13 protein-coding genes are annotated in these 17044 nt (G+C 68.4%); 5 read left to right on the forward strand and 8 right to left on the reverse strand.

Annotated elements, in window-relative coordinates; translation table 11 throughout:
- Positions 1 to 45: 45 nt before the first annotated feature.
- Complete coding sequence (locus ACWGI2_RS09455) at positions 46 to 999, reverse strand: heme o synthase (protein ID WP_453401318.1); 954 nt, start codon at positions 997 to 999, stop codon at positions 46 to 48.
- A 388-nt stretch (positions 1000 to 1387) separates the two neighbouring features.
- Between ACWGI2_RS09455 and tkt the strand changes: the two genes are divergently transcribed.
- Genes tkt through pgl form a run of 5 tightly spaced genes read left to right on the forward strand, consistent with a single transcriptional unit; the run spans position 1388 to position 7965 of the window.
- Positions 1388 to 3481 carry a transketolase gene (gene tkt, locus ACWGI2_RS09460; protein WP_453694788.1) on the forward strand — a complete coding sequence of 698 codons (2094 nt, stop codon included), beginning with the start codon at positions 1388 to 1390 and terminating at the stop codon, positions 3479 to 3481.
- Positions 3482 to 3516: 35 nt separating this feature from the next.
- The gene (tal, locus tag ACWGI2_RS09465; protein WP_453401308.1) at positions 3517 to 4635 is read left to right on the forward strand and encodes a transaldolase; all 1119 of its coding nucleotides are present in this window, start codon (positions 3517 to 3519) and stop codon (positions 4633 to 4635) included.
- A gap of 5 nt (positions 4636 to 4640) precedes the next feature.
- The gene (zwf, locus tag ACWGI2_RS09470) at positions 4641 to 6164 is read left to right on the forward strand and encodes a glucose-6-phosphate dehydrogenase (RefSeq protein WP_453694789.1); all 1524 of its coding nucleotides are present in this window, start codon (positions 4641 to 4643) and stop codon (positions 6162 to 6164) included.
- Positions 6161 to 7189, forward strand: a complete 1029-nt coding sequence (opcA, locus tag ACWGI2_RS09475) for a glucose-6-phosphate dehydrogenase assembly protein OpcA (protein WP_453694790.1) — start codon at positions 6161 to 6163, stop codon at positions 7187 to 7189. Before zwf ends, opcA begins: the two co-directional genes overlap by 4 nt.
- Positions 7186 to 7965 (forward strand): 6-phosphogluconolactonase, encoded by a 780-nt coding sequence (pgl, locus tag ACWGI2_RS09480; RefSeq protein ID WP_453694791.1) that lies wholly within the window; start codon positions 7186 to 7188, stop codon positions 7963 to 7965. The genes opcA and pgl overlap by 4 nt, the downstream gene beginning before the upstream one ends.
- 73 nt (positions 7966 to 8038) lie before the next feature.
- On the opposite strand, the gene pgi is transcribed toward pgl, so the two are convergent.
- The 7 genes from pgi to ACWGI2_RS09515 form a co-directional block, all read right to left on the reverse strand.
- Positions 8039 to 9691 (reverse strand): glucose-6-phosphate isomerase, encoded by a 1653-nt coding sequence (gene pgi / locus ACWGI2_RS09485; protein WP_453694792.1) that lies wholly within the window; start codon positions 9689 to 9691, stop codon positions 8039 to 8041.
- A gap of 179 nt (positions 9692 to 9870) precedes the next feature.
- Positions 9871 to 10206, reverse strand: coding sequence for an RNA polymerase-binding protein RbpA (locus ACWGI2_RS09490; RefSeq protein WP_267241347.1), 336 nt, complete (start codon positions 10204 to 10206; stop codon positions 9871 to 9873).
- 192 nt (positions 10207 to 10398) lie between these two features.
- Positions 10399 to 10629: a preprotein translocase subunit SecG gene (gene secG, locus ACWGI2_RS09495; RefSeq protein ID WP_135329442.1), complete on the reverse strand. Its 231-nt coding sequence runs from the start codon at positions 10627 to 10629 to the stop codon at positions 10399 to 10401.
- A 125-nt stretch (positions 10630 to 10754) separates the two neighbouring features.
- Positions 10755 to 11531 carry a triose-phosphate isomerase gene (gene tpiA / locus ACWGI2_RS09500; protein ID WP_453401652.1) on the reverse strand — a complete coding sequence of 259 codons (777 nt, stop codon included), beginning with the start codon at positions 11529 to 11531 and terminating at the stop codon, positions 10755 to 10757.
- 6 nt (positions 11532 to 11537) lie between these two features.
- On the reverse strand, positions 11538 to 12749 hold the full coding sequence (locus ACWGI2_RS09505; RefSeq protein ID WP_453694793.1) for a phosphoglycerate kinase: 1212 nt from the start codon (positions 12747 to 12749) through the stop codon (positions 11538 to 11540).
- A gap of 107 nt (positions 12750 to 12856) precedes the next feature.
- Positions 12857 to 13867 (reverse strand): type I glyceraldehyde-3-phosphate dehydrogenase, encoded by a 1011-nt coding sequence (gap, locus tag ACWGI2_RS09510; protein WP_453401650.1) that lies wholly within the window; start codon positions 13865 to 13867, stop codon positions 12857 to 12859.
- 189 nt (positions 13868 to 14056) lie between these two features.
- Positions 14057 to 17038, reverse strand: coding sequence for a M14 family zinc carboxypeptidase (locus ACWGI2_RS09515; RefSeq protein ID WP_453694794.1), 2982 nt, complete (start codon positions 17036 to 17038; stop codon positions 14057 to 14059).
- Between the last annotated feature and the right edge of the window lie 6 nt (positions 17039 to 17044).

Here is a 17044-nt window from a genome sequence, read left to right on the forward strand (position 1 = left end):
GTGTTCGACACCACGCGCCCCGCCCGTCGGCGAAGTCCTGAGGACTCAGCGCAGGAAGGGGTCCACCGCGACCGCCACGAACAGCAGCGAGACGTAGGTGATCGACCAGTGGAAGAGCCGCATCTCCTTGAGCTTGCCGCCCGTGGCCTCCGCCTTGGCGCGGTTCTGCAGACCGTGCGCCTCCCACAGCCACCAGCCGCCGGTCACGAAGGCGACCGCGGTGTAGAACCAGCCGGTGTAGCCGAGGGGCTGAAGCAGCAGCGAGACGGCGACCATCACCCAGCTGTAGAGAACGATCTGACGCGCGACCACTTTGTTCGACGCGACGACCGGCAGCATCGGCACGCCCACGCGCGCGTAGTCGTCCTTGACCTTCATGGACAGCGGCCAGTAGTGCGGCGGCGTCCAGAAGAACATGACGAGGAAGAGGATGACCGGCGCCCACGACAGGGAGTTCGTCACCGAGGACCAGCCGATGAGGACGGGCATGCAGCCCGCGATGCCGCCCCAGACGATGTTCTGCGAGGTGCGGCGCTTCAGGATCATCGTGTAGATGACCACGTAGAAGAGCAGGGCCCCCAGGGCGAGCCAGGCGGACAGCCAGTTGACGGCGAGGCCGAACAGCAGCGTGGAGGCGACCGCGAGCGCGACGCCGAACACGAGGCACTCGCGGGGGCTGACCATTCCCGTGACCAGGGGCCGCTGGGACGTACGGTCCATCAGGGCGTCGATGTCACGGTCGATGTACATGTTGAGCGCGTTGGCGCCGCCCGCCGACAGGTAGCCGCCGAGGCAGGTCACGAAGACCAGCCAGAGGTCGGGCACCCCCTGCTCGGCGAGGAACATCACCGGAACGGTGGTGATCAGGAGGAGCTCGATGATTCGCGGCTTGGTCAGCGCCACGAACGCCATGACACGGGCCCCGAGCGGCCGGTGGCTTGGGCTAGAGCTCGTCCCAATTGCTCCCGCTGGACGGGATTCAACGGCCGTCACGCACACCCCTGACAGAGACTTCCCAGCAAGCCACTTCGGAAGTTCGGACATGAAGATCCGGTAAAGGCTCGCGCGTACCACGCCACTGTAGACGTTGCCCATACCTCGCCCTTCGCGGGGGTGGGGTCGTGTTGAGCGGCGTGTTGGGCGGCCCGAAACACGGCCCGACACCCGTTCAGATGAGCGGCGCGGCACTCGTTCTGAGAGTCCAGATGAGCGGCTTCCAGATCACATGGTGAACAGCGTGGATCCCTTTCGGGAGGCGGATACCGGCGCACCCCGGCAGTCTGGAATGACTCGAAAAAATGCACGTCTTTACAGCGGTAGGCTCGACATCGGCCGGTGGGATCTACATCGCCGGCATTCGACATGTGGAGAGGAGCCCTGACTCAGGGTGAGCACCAAGCCGACCACCACAGACCTCGAGTGGACCGAACTGGACCAGCGGGCTGTTGATACCGCCCGCGTCCTGGCCATGGACTCCGTACAGAAGGTCGGCAACGGCCATCCGGGTACGGCCATGAGCCTCGCGCCTGCCGCGTACACCCTCTTCCAGAAGGTGATGCGGCACGACCCCGCGGACGCCGACTGGACCGGGCGCGACCGGTTCGTTCTTTCCGCGGGCCACTCGTCCCTGACCCTCTACATCCAGCTCTACCTGGCCGGCTTCGGCCTGGAGCTCGATGACCTGAAGGCGTTCCGCACCTGGGGTTCGAAGACCCCGGGCCACCCGGAGTACGGGCACACCACGGGCGTGGAGACGACGACCGGCCCCCTCGGCCAGGGCGTCGCGAACGCCGTGGGCATGGCGATGGCCGCCCGTTACGAGCGTGGCCTGTTCGACCCGGAGACCGCTGCCGGCGAGTCCCCGTTCGACCACCACATCTTCGCGATCGCCGGTGACGGCTGCCTCCAGGAGGGCATCTCCGGAGAGGCGTCGTCGCTGGCCGGGCACCAGAAGCTCGGCAACCTCGTACTGCTGTGGGACGACAACCACATCTCCATCGAGGGCGACACCGAGACCGCGGTCTCCGAAGACACCATGAAGCGGTACGAGGCCTACGGCTGGCACGTCCAGCGCGTGGAGCCCAAGGAGAACGGCGACCTCGACCCGGCCGCCCTCTACAAGGCGATCCTGGCCGCCAAGGCGGAGACGGAGCGCCCCTCCTTCATCGCGATGCGCTCGATCATCGCCTGGCCCGCGCCGAACGCGCAGAACACCGAGGCCGCACACGGCTCGGCGCTCGGCGACGAAGAGGTCGCGGCCACCAAGCGCGTCCTCGGCTTCGACCCGGAGCAGAGCTTCGAGGTCGCCGACGAGGTCCTCGCGCACACCCGCGAGGCGCTCGACCGCGGCCGTGACGCCAAGGCCGAGTGGGAGAAGGGCTTCGCCGCCTGGCGCACCGCCAACGGCGAGCGCGCCGCCGAGTTCGACCGCATCGCCGCGGGCGAGCTCCCGCAGGGCTGGGAGGAGAAGCTCCCCGTCTTCGAGGCGGGCAAGGGCGTCGCGACGCGTGCCGCGTCCGGCAAGGTCCTCCAGGCGCTCGGCGCGGTGATCCCCGAGCTGTGGGGCGGCTCCGCCGACCTCGCGGGCTCGAACAACACCACGATCGACAAGACGTCGTCGTTCCTCCCGGCGGGCAACCCGCTGCCGGAGGCCGACCCGTACGGCCGCACGATCCACTTCGGCATCCGCGAGCACTCCATGGCCGCGGAGATGAACGGCATCGCGCTGCACGGCAACACCCGCATCTTCGGCGGCACCTTCCTGGTGTTCTCCGACTACATGCGCAACGCCGTCCGTCTCTCCGCGCTGATGCACCTCCCGGTGACGTACGTGTGGACGCACGACTCCATCGGTCTCGGCGAGGACGGCCCGACGCACCAGCCGGTCGAGCACCTGGCCTCGCTGCGTGCCATCCCCGGCCTGAACGTGGTCCGCCCGGCGGACGCGAACGAGACCGCGGTCGTCTGGCGCGAGATCCTGGGGCGCTACACCAAGGAGTTCGGCAAGGGCGCCCCGCACGGCCTCGCGCTGACCCGTCAGGGCGTGCCGACGTACGACCGCGAGGTCACCGAGGGCGCCGTCAAGGGTGGCTACGTCCTCTTCGAGGCCGACGGCGGCGCCCCTGAGGTCGTCCTCATCGGCACCGGCTCCGAGGTGCAGCTCGCCGTCGAGGCGCGCGAGCAGCTCCAGGCCGCGGGCGTTCCCACGCGCGTCGTCTCGATGCCGTGCGTCGAGTGGTTCGAGGCGCAGGACCAGGGGTACCGCGACAGCGTCCTTCCGCCGTCCGTCAAGGCGCGCGTCGCGGTCGAGGCGGGCATCGGCCTGACCTGGCACCGCTTCGTGGGTGACGCGGGACGCATCGTTTCGCTGGAGCACTTCGGTGCTTCCGCGGACGGCAAGGTGCTGTTCCGTGAGTTCGGGTTCACTGCCGACGCGGTCGCATCGGCCGCCCGGGAATCGATCGACGCCTCTCAGCGCTGACGCGAACATACGACCAAGTAGGAGATGTAATCCCCATGACAGACGCACTCAAGCGCCTCTCCGACGAAGGCGTCGCGATCTGGCTGGACGACCTGTCGCGCAAGCGGATCACGTCCGGCAACCTCGCCGAACTGATCGACCAGAGCCACGTGGTGGGTGTCACCACGAACCCGTCGATCTTCCAGAAGGCGATCAGCAGCGGTGACGGTTACGAGCAGCAGCTCGCCGACCTCGCCGCCCGCAAGGTCACCGTCGAAGAGGCCATCCGCATGATCACGACGGCGGACGTCCGTGACGCCGCCGACATCCTGCGCCCGGTCTTCGACGCGACGGGCGGCCAGGACGGCCGTGTGTCGATCGAGGTCGACCCGCGCCTCGCGCACAACACCGAGGCGACGGTCGCCGAGGCCAAGCAGCTCGCCTGGCTGGTGGACCGCCCGAACACGCTCATCAAGATCCCGGCGACGAAGGCGGGCCTGCCCGCGATCACCGAGGTCATCGGCAAGGGCATCAGCGTGAACGTGACGCTGATCTTCTCGCTGGAGCGCTACCGCGAGGTCATGGACGCGTACCTGGCGGGCCTGGAGAAGGCGAAGGCCGCCGGCCTGGACCTCTCCAAGATCCACTCGGTGGCGTCCTTCTTCGTGTCCCGCGTGGACACCGAGATCGACAAGCGCCTCGACGCGCTGGGCACCGACGAGGCCAAGGCCGTCAAGGGCAAGGCCGCGCTCGCCAACGCCCGCCTGGCGTACGAGGCGTACGAGGACGTCTTCTCGTCCGACCGCTGGGCCGCGCTCGACAAGGCGCAGGCCAACAAGCAGCGTCCGCTGTGGGCCTCGACCGGCGTCAAGGACCCGGCGTACAAGGACACCCTGTACGTCGACGACCTGGTCGCGCCGAACACGGTGAACACGATGCCGGAGGCGACCCTCGAGGCCACCGCCGACCACGGCCAGATCACGGGCAACACCGTGGCCGGGACGTACGACGCCTCGCGCGGTGAGATCGCGGCCGTCGAGAAGCTCGGCATCAGCTACGACGACGTGGTGCAGCTGCTCGAGGACGAGGGTGTCGAGAAGTTCGCGGCGTCCTGGAACGACCTGCTCAAGTCCACCGAGGCGGAGCTCAAGCGCCTCACCCCTTCGGAGGGCTGACCATCTTGTCAAGCAGCAATCCGCTGCGTGACGCCGCAGACCGACGGCTCCCGCGTATCGCGGGGCCGTCTGGCCTGGTCATCTTTGGCGTCACGGGCGATTTGTCCCGTAAAAAGCTGATGCCCGCCGTCTACGACCTCGCCAACCGAGGTCTGCTGCCGCCGGGCTTCTCACTCATCGGCTTCGCGCGCCGCGACTGGGAGGACGAGGACTTCGCCCAGGTCGTCCATGACGCGGTCAAGGAGCACTCGCGTACGCCGTTCCGCGAGGAGGTCTGGCAGCAGCTCATCCAGGGGATGCGCTTCGTCCAGGGCAACTTCGACGACGACGCCGCCTTCGAGCAGCTCAAGGCCACCATGCAGGACCTCGACAAGGCGCAGGGCACGGGCGGCAACTTCGCCTTCTACCTCTCGGTGCCCCCGAAGTTCTTCCCGCAGGTCGTCCAGCAGCTCAAGAAGCACGGGCTCGCGGACGCCCCCGAGGGGGCCTGGCGCCGCGGCGTCATCGAGAAGCCCTTCGGGCACGACCTGGCGTCGGCCAAGGAACTCAACTCGATCGTGCACGAGGTGTTCGCCCCGGACCAGGTGTTCCGGATCGACCACTACCTCGGCAAGGAGACCGTCCAGAACATCCTGGCCCTCCGCTTCGCCAACCAGATGTTCGAGCCGATCTGGAACCGGTCGTACGTGGACCACGTCCAGATCACGATGGCCGAGGACATCGGCATCGGCGGCCGCGCCGGCTACTACGACGGCATCGGCGCCGCCCGTGACGTCATCCAGAACCACCTGCTCCAGCTGATGGCGCTGACCGCGATGGAGGAGCCCGCCTCCTTCGACGCGGACGCCCTGGTCGCCGAGAAGGCGAAGGTCCTCGGCGCGGTGCGGCTGCCCAAGGACCTCGGCTCCAGCACGGTCCGCGGTCAGTACGCCGCGGGGTGGCAGGGCGGCGAGAAGGCCGTCGGCTATCTCCAGGAAGACGGCATCGACCCCAAGTCGAAGACCGACACCTACGCGGCCATCAAGCTGGAGGTGGACAACCGCCGCTGGGCGGGCGTCCCCTTCTACCTCCGTACGGGCAAGCGCCTGGGCCGCCGCGTCACGGAGATCGCGGTCGTCTTCCAGCGCGCGCCCCACTCCCCCTTCGACCACACGGCGACGGAGGAGCTGGGTCAGAACGCGATCGTCATCCGCGTTCAGCCCGACGAGGGCATCACGGTCCGGTTCGGCTCGAAGGTGCCAGGCACCTCGATGGAGATCCGCGACGTGTCGATGGACTTCGCGTACGGCGAATCCTTCACCGAGTCCAGCCCGGAGGCGTACGAGCGCCTGATCCTGGACGTCCTGCTCGGCGACGCCAACCTCTTCCCGCGCACGGAGGAGGTCGAGCTCTCCTGGAACATCCTCGACCCGATCGAGGAGTACTGGGACAAGCACGGCAAGCCCGCGCAGTATTCGTCCGGGACCTGGGGCCCGTCCGAGGCGGACGAAATGCTCGCACGAGACGGACGGAGCTGGCGTCGCCCATGAGGATCGACCTGACGGACACCACGTCCAGCAAGATCAACAAAGCGCTCGTGAAAGGCCGCAGGGCCATCGGCACCCCAGCCGTCGGCATGGTGCTCACGCTCGTCATCGTCACCGACGAGGAGAACGCCTACGACGCCCTGAAGGCCGCCAACGAAGCGTCCCGCGAACACCCCTCGCGCACCCTGGTCGTCATCAAGCGCGCCGCGCGCTCGCCCCGCGACCGCACGACGTCGCGCCTCGACGCCGAGGTACGGGTCGGCGCGGACGCGGGCACCGGCGAGACGGTGATCCTGAGGCTGTACGGCGAGGTCATCAACCACGCCCAGTCGGTCGTCCTGCCGCTGCTGCTTCCCGACGCCCCCGTGGTCGTGTGGTGGCCGGTCAACGCGCCGCTCAACCCGGCCAAGGACCCGCTCGGCGCGCTCGCCCAGCGCCGTGTCACGGACACGTACGCCGCGGAGCAGCCGATCCACGAGCTGACCGCGCGCGCCGACGCCTACAGCCCCGGCGACACGGACCTGGCCTGGACCCGGATCACCCCGTGGCGCTCGATGCTCGCGGCGGCGCTCGACCAGATCACCTGCAAGGTGACGGCGGTCGAGGTGGAGGGCGAGGAGTTCAACCCGAGCTGCGAGCTGCTCGCCATGTGGCTCGCGGACCGGCTCGACGTCCCCGTGAAGCGCTCGCTCTCCTCGGGCCCCGGCCTCACCGGCGTCCGCATGGACACCGACTGCGGTCCCATCGTGCTCGGCCGCGCCGACGGCTCGCTCGCGACGCTCTCCATGCAGGGGCAGCCCGACCGTGCGGTGGCGCTCAAGCGCCGCGAGACGGCCGAGCTGATCGCCGAGGAGCTGCGGCGCCTCGACCCGGACGACACCTACGCGTCCGCGCTGAGGTTCGGCGTGGACCGCTTGGGCGAGTACCGCGAGGAGACCACGGTTCCCGCCGTGGACGAACCCGCGGAGGCGGCGAAGAAGACCGCTCCCGCGAAGAAGGCCCCGGCCAAGAAGGCGGCGACGAAATGAGCGCGGCCCCGCAGCTGGTGGTGCACCGTGACAAGGAGCTGATGGCGCAGGCCGCCGCGGCCCGCCTCATCACGAAGATCGTCGACGCGCAGGCCGCCCGCGGCTACGCGTCGGTGGTCCTCACCGGCGGCCGCAACGGCAACGGCCTGCTGGCGGCGCTGAGTTCGAACCCGGCGAAGGACGCGATCGACTGGTCGCGCCTGGACCTGTGGTGGGGCGACGAGCGCTTCCTGCCGGACGGCGACCCGGAGCGCAACTACACCCAGGCCAAGGAAGCACTGCTCGACTCGGTGCCGCTCAACCCGGCCCGGGTGCATCCGATGCCCGCGTCGGACGGCGCGTACGAGGTGGACGCGGCGGCCGGGATGTACGCCGCCGAGCTCACCGCGGCCGCGGGGCCCGAGGACCACGGTCCGGTGCCGACGTTCGACGTACTGATGCTGGGCGTCGGCCCGGACACCCATGTCGCCTCGCTCTTCCCGGAGTTGCCCGCGGTCCGCGAGACCGAGCGGACGGTGGTCGGCGTGCACGGCGCGCCCAAGCCGCCGCCCGTCCGCATCACGCTCACGCTCCAGGCGATCCGCTCGGCCCGTGAGGTGTGGCTGCTCGCGGCCGGCGAGGACAAGGCGAACGCCACGGCGATCGCTCTGTCGGGCGCGGGCGAGATCCAGGCGCCCGCCGCGGGCGCGTACGGCAGGTCGCGGACGCTGTGGCTGCTCGACGCCGCGGCGGCCTCGCAGCTGCCGCGCGATCTGTATCCGCCGGCTTCTCCCTGAGCGGTTCGCTCCACAGCAGTAGGGCCCGGCCCGCCTCCGAGGAGGCGGGCCGGGCCCTACCGCTGTCAGGGGCTCAACGCCCGCGCATGTCCCGGTACTTGGCGACGAGCGCCGTCGTCGAACCGTCGAGGTCCGGTACGTCCGCGCCTTCGGTCAGGGCGGGCTCGATGCGCTTGGCGAGTACCTTGCCGAGCTCGACGCCCCACTGGTCGAACGAGTCGATGTTCCACACGGCGCCCTGCACGAACACCTTGTGTTCGTAGAGCGCGATGAGCTGACCGAGAACCGACGGCGTCAGCTCCTTGGCGAGGATCGTCGTCGTCGGGTGGTTGCCCTTGAACGTCTTGTGCGGGACCAGTTCCTCGGGCACGCCCTCGGCACGCACCTCGTCGGGCGTCTTGCCGAAGGCCAACGCCTGCGTCTGCGCGAAGAAGTTGGCCATCAGAAGGTCGTGCTGGGCGACCAGGCCGGGCAGCAGATCGGCGACGGGCTCGGCGAAGCCGATGAAGTCGGCCGGGATCAACTTCGTGCCCTGGTGGATGAGTTGGTAGTACGCGTGCTGGCCGTTCGTGCCCGGCGTACCCCAGACGACCGGTCCCGTCTGCCAGTCGACCGGCTCGCCGTCACGGCCCACCGACTTGCCGTTGGACTCCATGTCCAGCTGCTGGAGGTAGGCGGTGAACTTGGAGAGGTAGTGCGAGTACGGCAGGACCGCGTGCGACTGGGCGTCGTGGAAGTTGCCGTACCAGATGCCCAACAGGCCGAGCAGCAGCGGCACGTTCGACTCGGCGGGCGTCGTGCGGAAGTGCTCGTCGACGAGGTGGAAGCCGGCCAGCATCTCGCGGAAGGCGTCAGGGCCGATCGCGATCATCAGCGAGAGACCGATCGCCGAGTCGTACGAGTAGCGGCCGCCGACCCAGTCCCAGAACTCGAACATGTTGGCCGTGTCGATGCCGAAGTCGGAGACCTTCCCGCCGTTCGTCGACAGGGCCACGAAGTGCTTGGCCACGGCGCTCTGGTCGGCGCGCAGGCCGGTCAGGAGCCAGTCGCGCGCGGAGGTCGCGTTCGTGATCGTCTCGATCGTGGTGAACGTCTTCGAGGCGATGATGAACAGCGTCTCGGCCGGGTCCAGGTCCCGCACGGCCTCATGCAGGTCGGCGCCGTCGACGTTCGACACGAAGCGCATGGTGAGGTCGCGGTCGGTGAAGGAGCGCAGCGCCTCGTACGCCATGGCGGGCCCGAGGTCCGAGCCGCCGATGCCGACGTTCACGATGTTCTTGATGCGCTTGCCGGTGTGGCCGGTCCACTCGCCGGAGCGGACCTTGTCCGCGAAGGCGGCCATCTTGTCGAGCACGGCGTGGACGGCCGGCACGACGTTCTCGCCGTCGACCTCGATCACGGCGTCCCGCGGGGCGCGCAGCGCCGTGTGCAGGACGGCGCGGTCCTCGGTGGTGTTGATCTTCTCGCCGCGGAACATGGCGTCCCGCAGGCCGAAGACATCGGTGGCCGCGGCGAGCTCGCGCAGGAGCGTCAGCGTCTCGTCCGTGACGAGGTGCTTGGAGTAGTCGACGTGCAGGTCACCGACCTGGAGCGTGTACTGCGTGCCGCGCGCCGGGTCCTTCGCGAAAAGATCACGCAGCTGCACCTCCCCCAGCTGCTCCCTGTGCTTGCTGAGCGCCGCCCATTCGGGCGTCTGGTTGAGCCTGGCGCGGCTTTCTGCGTTCATCTCGGACTTCAGCCTTCTCTCGTACCTGTGTACGTACCTTGCCCCGCTGCACGTTCCAACCTAATTGATCAGGGCCCGATATGAGATCTCTGAAGCTGTCTGTCCGCACACGTGCCAGTAAACGCCACATGAAAAGCACAGCGGCCGGACATCCACCGATGTCCGGCCCTTCTCACGCTCTAGATCTCGCCCCGCAGTTTTGCCAGCGCCTCCGCGAGAATCGCCTCGCCGTCCGCGTCGGTGCGCCGCTCACGTACATACGCGAGGTGCGTTTTGTACGGCTCGGTGCGGGGCGGGTCCGGCGGGTTGTCCCGGTCCTGACCTGCCGGGAAGCCGCAGCGGGGGCAGTCCCAAGTATCGGGAACCTGCGCGTCGCTGGCGAAGCTGGGCTGCGTCTCGTGCCCGTTGGAGCACCAGAAGGAGATGCGCAGACGCGGCGCGGACTCACCGCGCTCGGCCTCGCCCATCGGCCCCGCCCCGACCCGACTTCCTCGGATCGCGTTGCCACTTGCCACGGTCGTAACTCCCTGCGTGATGGTGCTGCTGCGGGCGCCTCAGTCTACGTAAGGCCCAACGCGCGTCCAGTGTTTGGAGTTACACCCCACCCAGAGACGCAAGCCCCATGATAATCCGCGCCGTGCGGCGCGCACCGTACATGGGGCTTTAAGCGAAGCTTTCGCAAGGTAGCAATCAAGCCGCTTTCGCGGTCAGTTGTTCACCTTCATCAACAGGCCGAGCACGACAATGCACGCGAACCAGAGAAGACCGACCACGACAGTGATGCGGTCGAGGTTGCGCTCGGCGACCGACGAGCCGCCGACGGAGGACTGCATGCCGCCACCGAACATGTCGGAGAGACCGCCGCCCTTGCCCTTGTGCATCAGCACCAGGAGCATCATCAGCAGGCTGAAGACGATCAGGGCGATCGAGAACCCCATAACCACGGCTGGACCAACTTCCTCGGATCTGAATCGACTCTGAATCGACGACGGGGGCCGGATGCCTCAGAATGTGAAGCCGCCCGGCCCCCGCAAGGGTACGACGTATCGGCGCTACCGCATACTCACTGGTCGCGGAAGCGGACGATCTTGACGAACTCGTCCGGGTCGAGCGCCGCGCCGCCCACGAGGGCGCCGTCGACGTCGGGCTGCGCCATGATCGCGGCCACGTTGCCGGACTTCACGGAGCCGCCGTACTGGATGCGCACCTTGTCGGCGAGCTCCTGCGAGTACAGCTCAGCGAGGCGGCCGCGGATCGCGCCGCACACCTCCTGGGCGTCCTCGGGGGTCGCGACCTTGCCGGTGCCGATGGCCCACACCGGCTCGTAGGCGATGACGATGGACTCGGCCTGCTCGGCGGGGAGGTCCTTCAGGCCACCGTCGAGCTGGGTCAGGGTGTACTGGATCTGCTGGCCGGCCTCACGGATGTCGAGGCCCTCGCCGATGCAGAGGATCGGGGTCAGGCCGTGCCGGTAGGCGGCCTTCACCTTGGCGTTGCAGATCTCGTCGCTCTCGTCGTGGTACTGACGGCGCTCGGAGTGGCCCACGGCCACGTACGTGCACTTCAGCTTGGAGAGCATCGGGCCCGAGATCTCGCCGGTGTAGGCACCGGTGTCGTGCGCCGAGATGTCCTGGGCGCCGTACTTGATCTTGAGCTTGTCGCCGTCGACCAGGGTCTGCACCGAGCGCAGGTCGGTGAAGGGGGGCAGGACGGCGACCTCGACGGCCTCGTAGTCCTTGTCGGCCAGGGCGAAGGCGAGCTTCTGGACGTGCGCGATGGCCTCGAGGTGGTTGAGGTTCATCTTCCAGTTGCCCGCCATCAGCGGGGTACGCGTAGTCATCAGGTGTCAGTTCTCCAGTGCGGCGAGGCCGGGGAGCGTCTTGCCCTCGAGGTATTCGAGGGAGGCGCCGCCGCCGGTGGAAATGTGGCCGAATGCGGTCTCGTCGAAGCCCAGGGTCCGGACGGCCGCGGCGGAGTCGCCACCGCCGACGACCGTGAAGGCCGGGGAGTCGAGGAGAGCCTGGGCGACCGCCTTGGTGCCCTCGGCGTAGTCCGGGTGCTCGAAGACGCCCATCGGGCCGTTCCAGAAGACGGTGGCCGCGTCGGCGAGCTTCGAGGCGTAGAGCTTACGGGTCTCGGGCCCGATGTCGAGACCCTCCTGGTCGGCCGGGATGGCGTCCGCGGCGACCGTGGTGGGGTTGGCCGGGGCCTTGGTCTTCAGGTCCGGGAACGTGGTGGAGACCAGCACGTCGACGGGCAGGACCAGCTCGACGCCGCTCTCCTCCGCGCGCTTCATGTACTCCTTGACGACCGGGATCTGGTCCTCCTGGAGGAGGGAGATGCCGACCTCGTGCCCCTGGGCCTTGAGGAAGGTGTACGCCATGCCGCCGCCGATCAGGAGGCGGTCGGCCTTGCCGAGCAGCTGGTCGATGACGGCCAGCTTGTCGGAGACCTTGGCGCCGCCGAGCGCGACGACGTACGGACGCTTGACGTCCTCGGTGAGCTTCTTCAGGACGCCGACCTCGGTGGCGATGAGGTAGCCCGCGTAGTGCGGCAGGCGCGCCGGGAGGTCGTACACGGAGGCGTGCTTGCGGTGCACCGCGCCGAAGCCGTCGCCTACGTAGACGTCCGCGAGGGCGGCGAGCTTGTCGGCGAACTCGCCGCGCTCGGTGTCGTCCTTGGACGTCTCGCCCGCGTTGAAGCGCAGGTTCTCGATCACGGCGACCTGGCCGGACTCCAGGCCGTCGACCGCGTCGTGCGCGGCGGGGCCGACGGTGTCCTGGGCGAACGCCACGGGCTTGCCGAGGAGTTCACCGAGGCGCTCGGCGGCGGGGAGCAGCGAGAACGCCGGGTCCGGTGCGCCCTTGGGGCGGCCGAGGTGCGAGGCGACGATCACCTTGGCGCCGGCTCCGGCGAGCTTGGTGACGGTCGGCAGGACGGCGCGGATGCGGCCGTCGTCGGTGATGGTGCCGTCGGCGAGCGGCACATTGAGGTCGGCGCGGACGAAGACCCGCTTGCCTTCGACCCCTTCGGCGAGAAGTTCGTCGATCGTCTTCATGGCTGGACTCAGGACTCCTTTAGAGGGCTGACGTGCAACAAGGCCCGGACCACGCAGTATTGCGCGGTCCGGACCCTGTGCTCACATCGAGGTGCCAGCTTGGGTGATCAGAGCTGGCCGCCGACGAAGACCGTGAGGTCGACGAGGCGGTTGGAGTAGCCCCACTCGTTGTCGTACCAGCCGAGGATCTTCACCGTCTTGCCCTCCTGGACCATGGTCAGGGAGGAGTCGAAGGTGCAGGAGGCCGGGTCGCTGACGATGTCGGACGACACGATCGGGTCCTCGGTGTAGAAGAGGATGCCCTTGAGGGCGCCGTCGTCGGCGGCCTTCTTGAACGCGGCGTTGACCTCGTCCTTGGTGACCTCGCGCTGCAGGTCGACGACGAGGTCGGTGGCGGAACCGGTCGGGACCGGGACGCGCATCGCGATGCCGTCGAGCTTGCCCTTGAGCTGCGGAAGGACCAGAGCGGTGGCCTTGGCGGCACCGGTCGTGGTCGGAATGATGTTCTCGGCGGCGGCGCGGGCGCGACGCAGGTCCGAGTGCGGGAAGTCCAGGATGCGCTGGTCGTTGGTGTACGCGTGGACCGTCGTCATCAGGCCCTTGACGATGCCGAAGTTCTCGTCGAGAACCTTCGCCATCGGCGCCACACAGTTGGTGGTGCAGGACGCGTTCGAGATGACGTGGTGGTTGGCCGCGTCGTACTTGTCCTGGTTGACGCCCATCACGATGGTGATGTCCTCGTCCTTGGCCGGAGCCGAGATGAGGACCTTCTTGGCGCCACCGGCGATGTGCTTCTCGGCATCGGCCTTCTTGGTGAAGATGCCGGTCGACTCGATCACGATGTCGACGCCGAGCTTGCCCCACGGGATGTCGGCGGGGTTGCGCTCGGACAGCACCTTGATGGTGTGGTTGTCGACCGTGATGGTGTCCTCGGTGTGCGACACCTCGGCCTTGAGACGGCCCAGGATGGTGTCGTACTTCAGGAGGTGCGCCGTAGTCGCGGTGTCACCCAGGTCGTTGACAGCCACGATCTCGATGTCCGCACCCTGCTCAAGCAGCGCCCGGAAGTAGTTGCGCCCGATGCGGCCGAAGCCGTTGATGCCTACGCGGATCGTCACGAACCGATCTCCTCGTTGGTACGCCGGTTTCAGACGCCGGCGAGTTGTATGGGATGTCCCCGACCGCCTCCGACCCTACCTCTCTGATGGCCTTTGGGTGACATCGACAGGGGGCCCGGACGGCACGGTGGCTCGTACCCCCGAGTAGGAAGTACGAGCCACCGGGACCTGGCTCCTGATTACGCAGCGTCAGCGGCGCAGATGTGCAAGGGATGCGCCCATAAGAGCGGCCCGTTCGGCGTTTCCGGGTACGTGCTCGAACCCGAAGCCGAGCAGCACGCTGTCACGCGCTGTGACGGCCGCGTAGGGCTTGTAGAGCTCCCCGGTGCGGGCCCAGTCACCCGTGATGTTGGGGCTTCCGGGGGGTGCCGGAGCGACGCTCCAGGTGCCCAGCGAGGCCTCGAATCCCTCGGTCTGCGTGGCGTTGCCCCCTATCACGAGCTGGGCGTTGTCGGCAAACAGTCCGCGGCCCCCGCTGGAGGGGTCGGTGATGGAGCTGAGCGACACCTCGACCGTCTTGCCCGCGTAGGCGCTCAGGTCGAAGGAGACGGGCTTCCAGCCGCTGGAGGACCCGGTGAAGCTGTTCCAGGCCCCACTGGTGCCGGACGCCGTGCAGCCGGTCGCCGACTGCGTCAGGTAGTGGCGCAGGAACGGATGGCCGTTGATGAAGAACCCGGCCCCGCACTCGGCGGGCACGGCCTGGGACGAGTTGCCGTTCGAGTCCGGCAGCGTGGTCCAGTCGTCGGCTCCGGTGGTGTGCGCCTCAAGGACGCCGTGGTCGTAGCCGGTCTCCAGGTTCCAGTTGAGGGCGAACCGCAGCTCCGGCTTGTCCGCGGCGGTGACCCCGGTCAGGTCGATGGTGCGGGTCAGCCGCTTCCAGTCCTGGTCGGCGTGGGTCGCCGATGCCATGCCCTGGCCCGCGAAGGGCGCGTACGGGTTGCTGATCCCGGGGTAGCTGCCTGCCGCCGCGCTCTTGAACTGCGGGAACTTGTCGGCGGGCAGGCTGTCGGACGTGACGGTGTAACGGCCCGCCTTGTCCAGGGGGTTGGCCTCGGCGGCGGCGAGTGGCGTCTGCACGCCGTCGAGCGCGCCGCTGCCGGCGAAGCTGGTGGCGCCGGGTGCGGAGAGGCGTTCGTACGCGCCGAGGTAGTACTGCGCGAAGTCGTCGGTCAGCGCGTCCCCGAGGTCCACGTTGCCGCCCGTGCGCTCACCGGACTCGATCAGCTTGCCGCCCTCGTTGAGGTAGGCGCGTATGGCGAGTTGGGTGGCCGCGCCCGGCACCGGGTCGCCGGTGTAGTGCACGACCGCGGAGAAGTGCGACAGGACGCCGAGCGGATGCGGGGCGCCCTGCTTGGCGACGTCCCAGACCACGGCCGAACGGCCGTTGGCCTTCAGGGCGTCGACGTACTTCTGGGCCTGTGTCGCGGGGGCGCCTTCCTCGGCGACGACGAGGGTGTTGGCCTTGGCCCTCTCGGTGACGGTGTACGTGAAGTGCGGGCTCTCCGTGCGGCCCTTCTTGGTGCGGCCGGTGAACCACACCTCGACCTTGTCGCCCGCGCGCGCGTCCTCGACCTCGGCGCGGTACTGGTCGAAGTGGAGGTTGTCCTCACCGCCGTAGGTCTCGCCGCCCTTCCAGGCCTTGAGGTCCTCATCGTGCGTACGGCCGCCGTTGATCCGGTAGTTGAGCTCCTTGTCGCGCACCGACTTGCGGGCGGTGACGGCGACTTCCTGGTCACCGCCGCGTGCGTACGAGTCCTTGAAGGCGTCCGGCGTGAAGTCGGGGGCCTCGATACCGGTGACGGAGACCGGCTGGTCGGGGTGGAGTGCGGTCTCGGCCACGGCGAGCGCGTACGGGACGTTCTTGGCGAACTCGTCCTGGATCAGCTTCTCGTCGTCCGGGAAGGTGAAGATCGAGGCGCAGTCCTCGGGCTTCCAGGGGTCGTTCGGGTCGATGTTGGAGACGGTCTGGCAGGTGGACATCTCCGGGGTGAACATCGACATGCCGTTGATGTTGGCCGCGTGACCGTCCGACTCGCCATTGGTGGTGTAGAGCTCCGAGGCGACCTGCGGGTGGTAGCCGGGGATCGCGGGCTTCTCCGGGGTGCCCGCGAGCGCCTTGTAGAGCACGTCGTCGGGGGTGGGCGTGGCGACCTGCCAGCCCACTCCGTAGAGGATCAGTTCGGCCGCCGAGTGGTAATTGATGCCGTACTCGAAGCCGATGCGCTTCTGGAAGCGGTCGAGCGCCTTGGTCTCGGGCTCGGACATGGGGCCCGTGCCGCGGTAGGTCTCCGAGGAGGGCGCCGGGGACGAACCCTCGTTGTCGTAGCCCCACTTGTAGGCGAAGTTGCGGTTGAGGTCGACGCCGTCGCCCGCCGCGATCTTGCCGTCGCCGTCGATGTCGCGGAGGTTCTTGCGCCACTGGCGCTGGCCGTCGGGGGCGTGTGTGAAGTCGTAGCCGTCGGGGTTGGCGGAGAGCACGAACCACAGCTCGGTGGAGTTCACGAGCTTGGTGATGCGCTGGTCCTTGCCGTAGTTGTCGAGGTAGTGGTGCATCAGGCGGCGGGTCATCTCGGGGGTGATCCACTCGCGCGCGTGCTGGTTGGACATGTAGAGCGTGGAGGGCTTGGAGCCGTCCTTCGACTTGGTCGCGCCCTTGGAGAGCTTCAGGGCGAGGATGTCCTGGCCCCCCAGGGACTTGCCGATGGAGACGACCTTGGTGAGGCCCGGGTGGGCCTGACCGGTCTTGACGATCTCCTCCTTGAGGCCGCCCTTGCCGCTGTACGGCCGGAACACGCCGTCCCCCGCGGCCTTGAGCTTCTGCTGCGTGGCGGCCGAGACCTTCTGCTCGGTGAGCTCGACGCCCGCGCGCTCGACGCCCTTGGCCTGCGCCTCGGTCAGGTAGACCTCGACGCGGGCGGTGCCGCGCTCGCGGGTCTGCCCCGCGAACTCGTGGGCGTCCTGGCCCGCCTTGACGAGGATCGGGATCTGCTTCTCGGTGATCTCGGCCTCGTAGACCTTCACGGCAGCCGGGTCGTCGGCGGCCGGGGCCTTCGCCCCGCTGTCGGCCTGGGCGTGCGGCACGGCGACGAGACCGCCGACGAGCAGCGCGCCCGCGGCGACGACGGATCTGAAACCGGCTCTGGATCTCTTGGATCTCTCTCTTGGTCTCATGAGCCC

This window comes from Streptomyces sp. NPDC054866, from assembly GCF_053610745.1.

Excerpts from the sequence above, each read along its gene's own strand:
- pgi (WP_453694792.1), bottom strand. The coding sequence starts at position 9,691 with ATGAACGCAGAAAGCCGCGCCAGGCTCAACCAGACGCCCGAATGGGCG.
- tpiA (WP_453401652.1), bottom strand. The coding sequence starts at position 11,531 with ATGACTACGCGTACCCCGCTGATGGCGGGCAACTGGAAGATGAACCTC.
- opcA (WP_453694790.1), top strand. The coding sequence starts at position 6,161 with ATGAGGATCGACCTGACGGACACCACGTCCAGCAAGATCAACAAAGCG.
- ACWGI2_RS09515 (WP_453694794.1), bottom strand. The coding sequence starts at position 17,038 with ATGAGACCAAGAGAGAGATCCAAGAGATCCAGAGCCGGTTTCAGATCC.
- secG (WP_135329442.1), bottom strand. The coding sequence starts at position 10,629 with ATGGGGTTCTCGATCGCCCTGATCGTCTTCAGCCTGCTGATGATGCTC.
- tal (WP_453401308.1), top strand. The coding sequence starts at position 3,517 with ATGACAGACGCACTCAAGCGCCTCTCCGACGAAGGCGTCGCGATCTGG.
- ACWGI2_RS09505 (WP_453694793.1), bottom strand. The coding sequence starts at position 12,749 with ATGAAGACGATCGACGAACTTCTCGCCGAAGGGGTCGAAGGCAAGCGG.
- pgl (WP_453694791.1), top strand. The coding sequence starts at position 7,186 with ATGAGCGCGGCCCCGCAGCTGGTGGTGCACCGTGACAAGGAGCTGATG.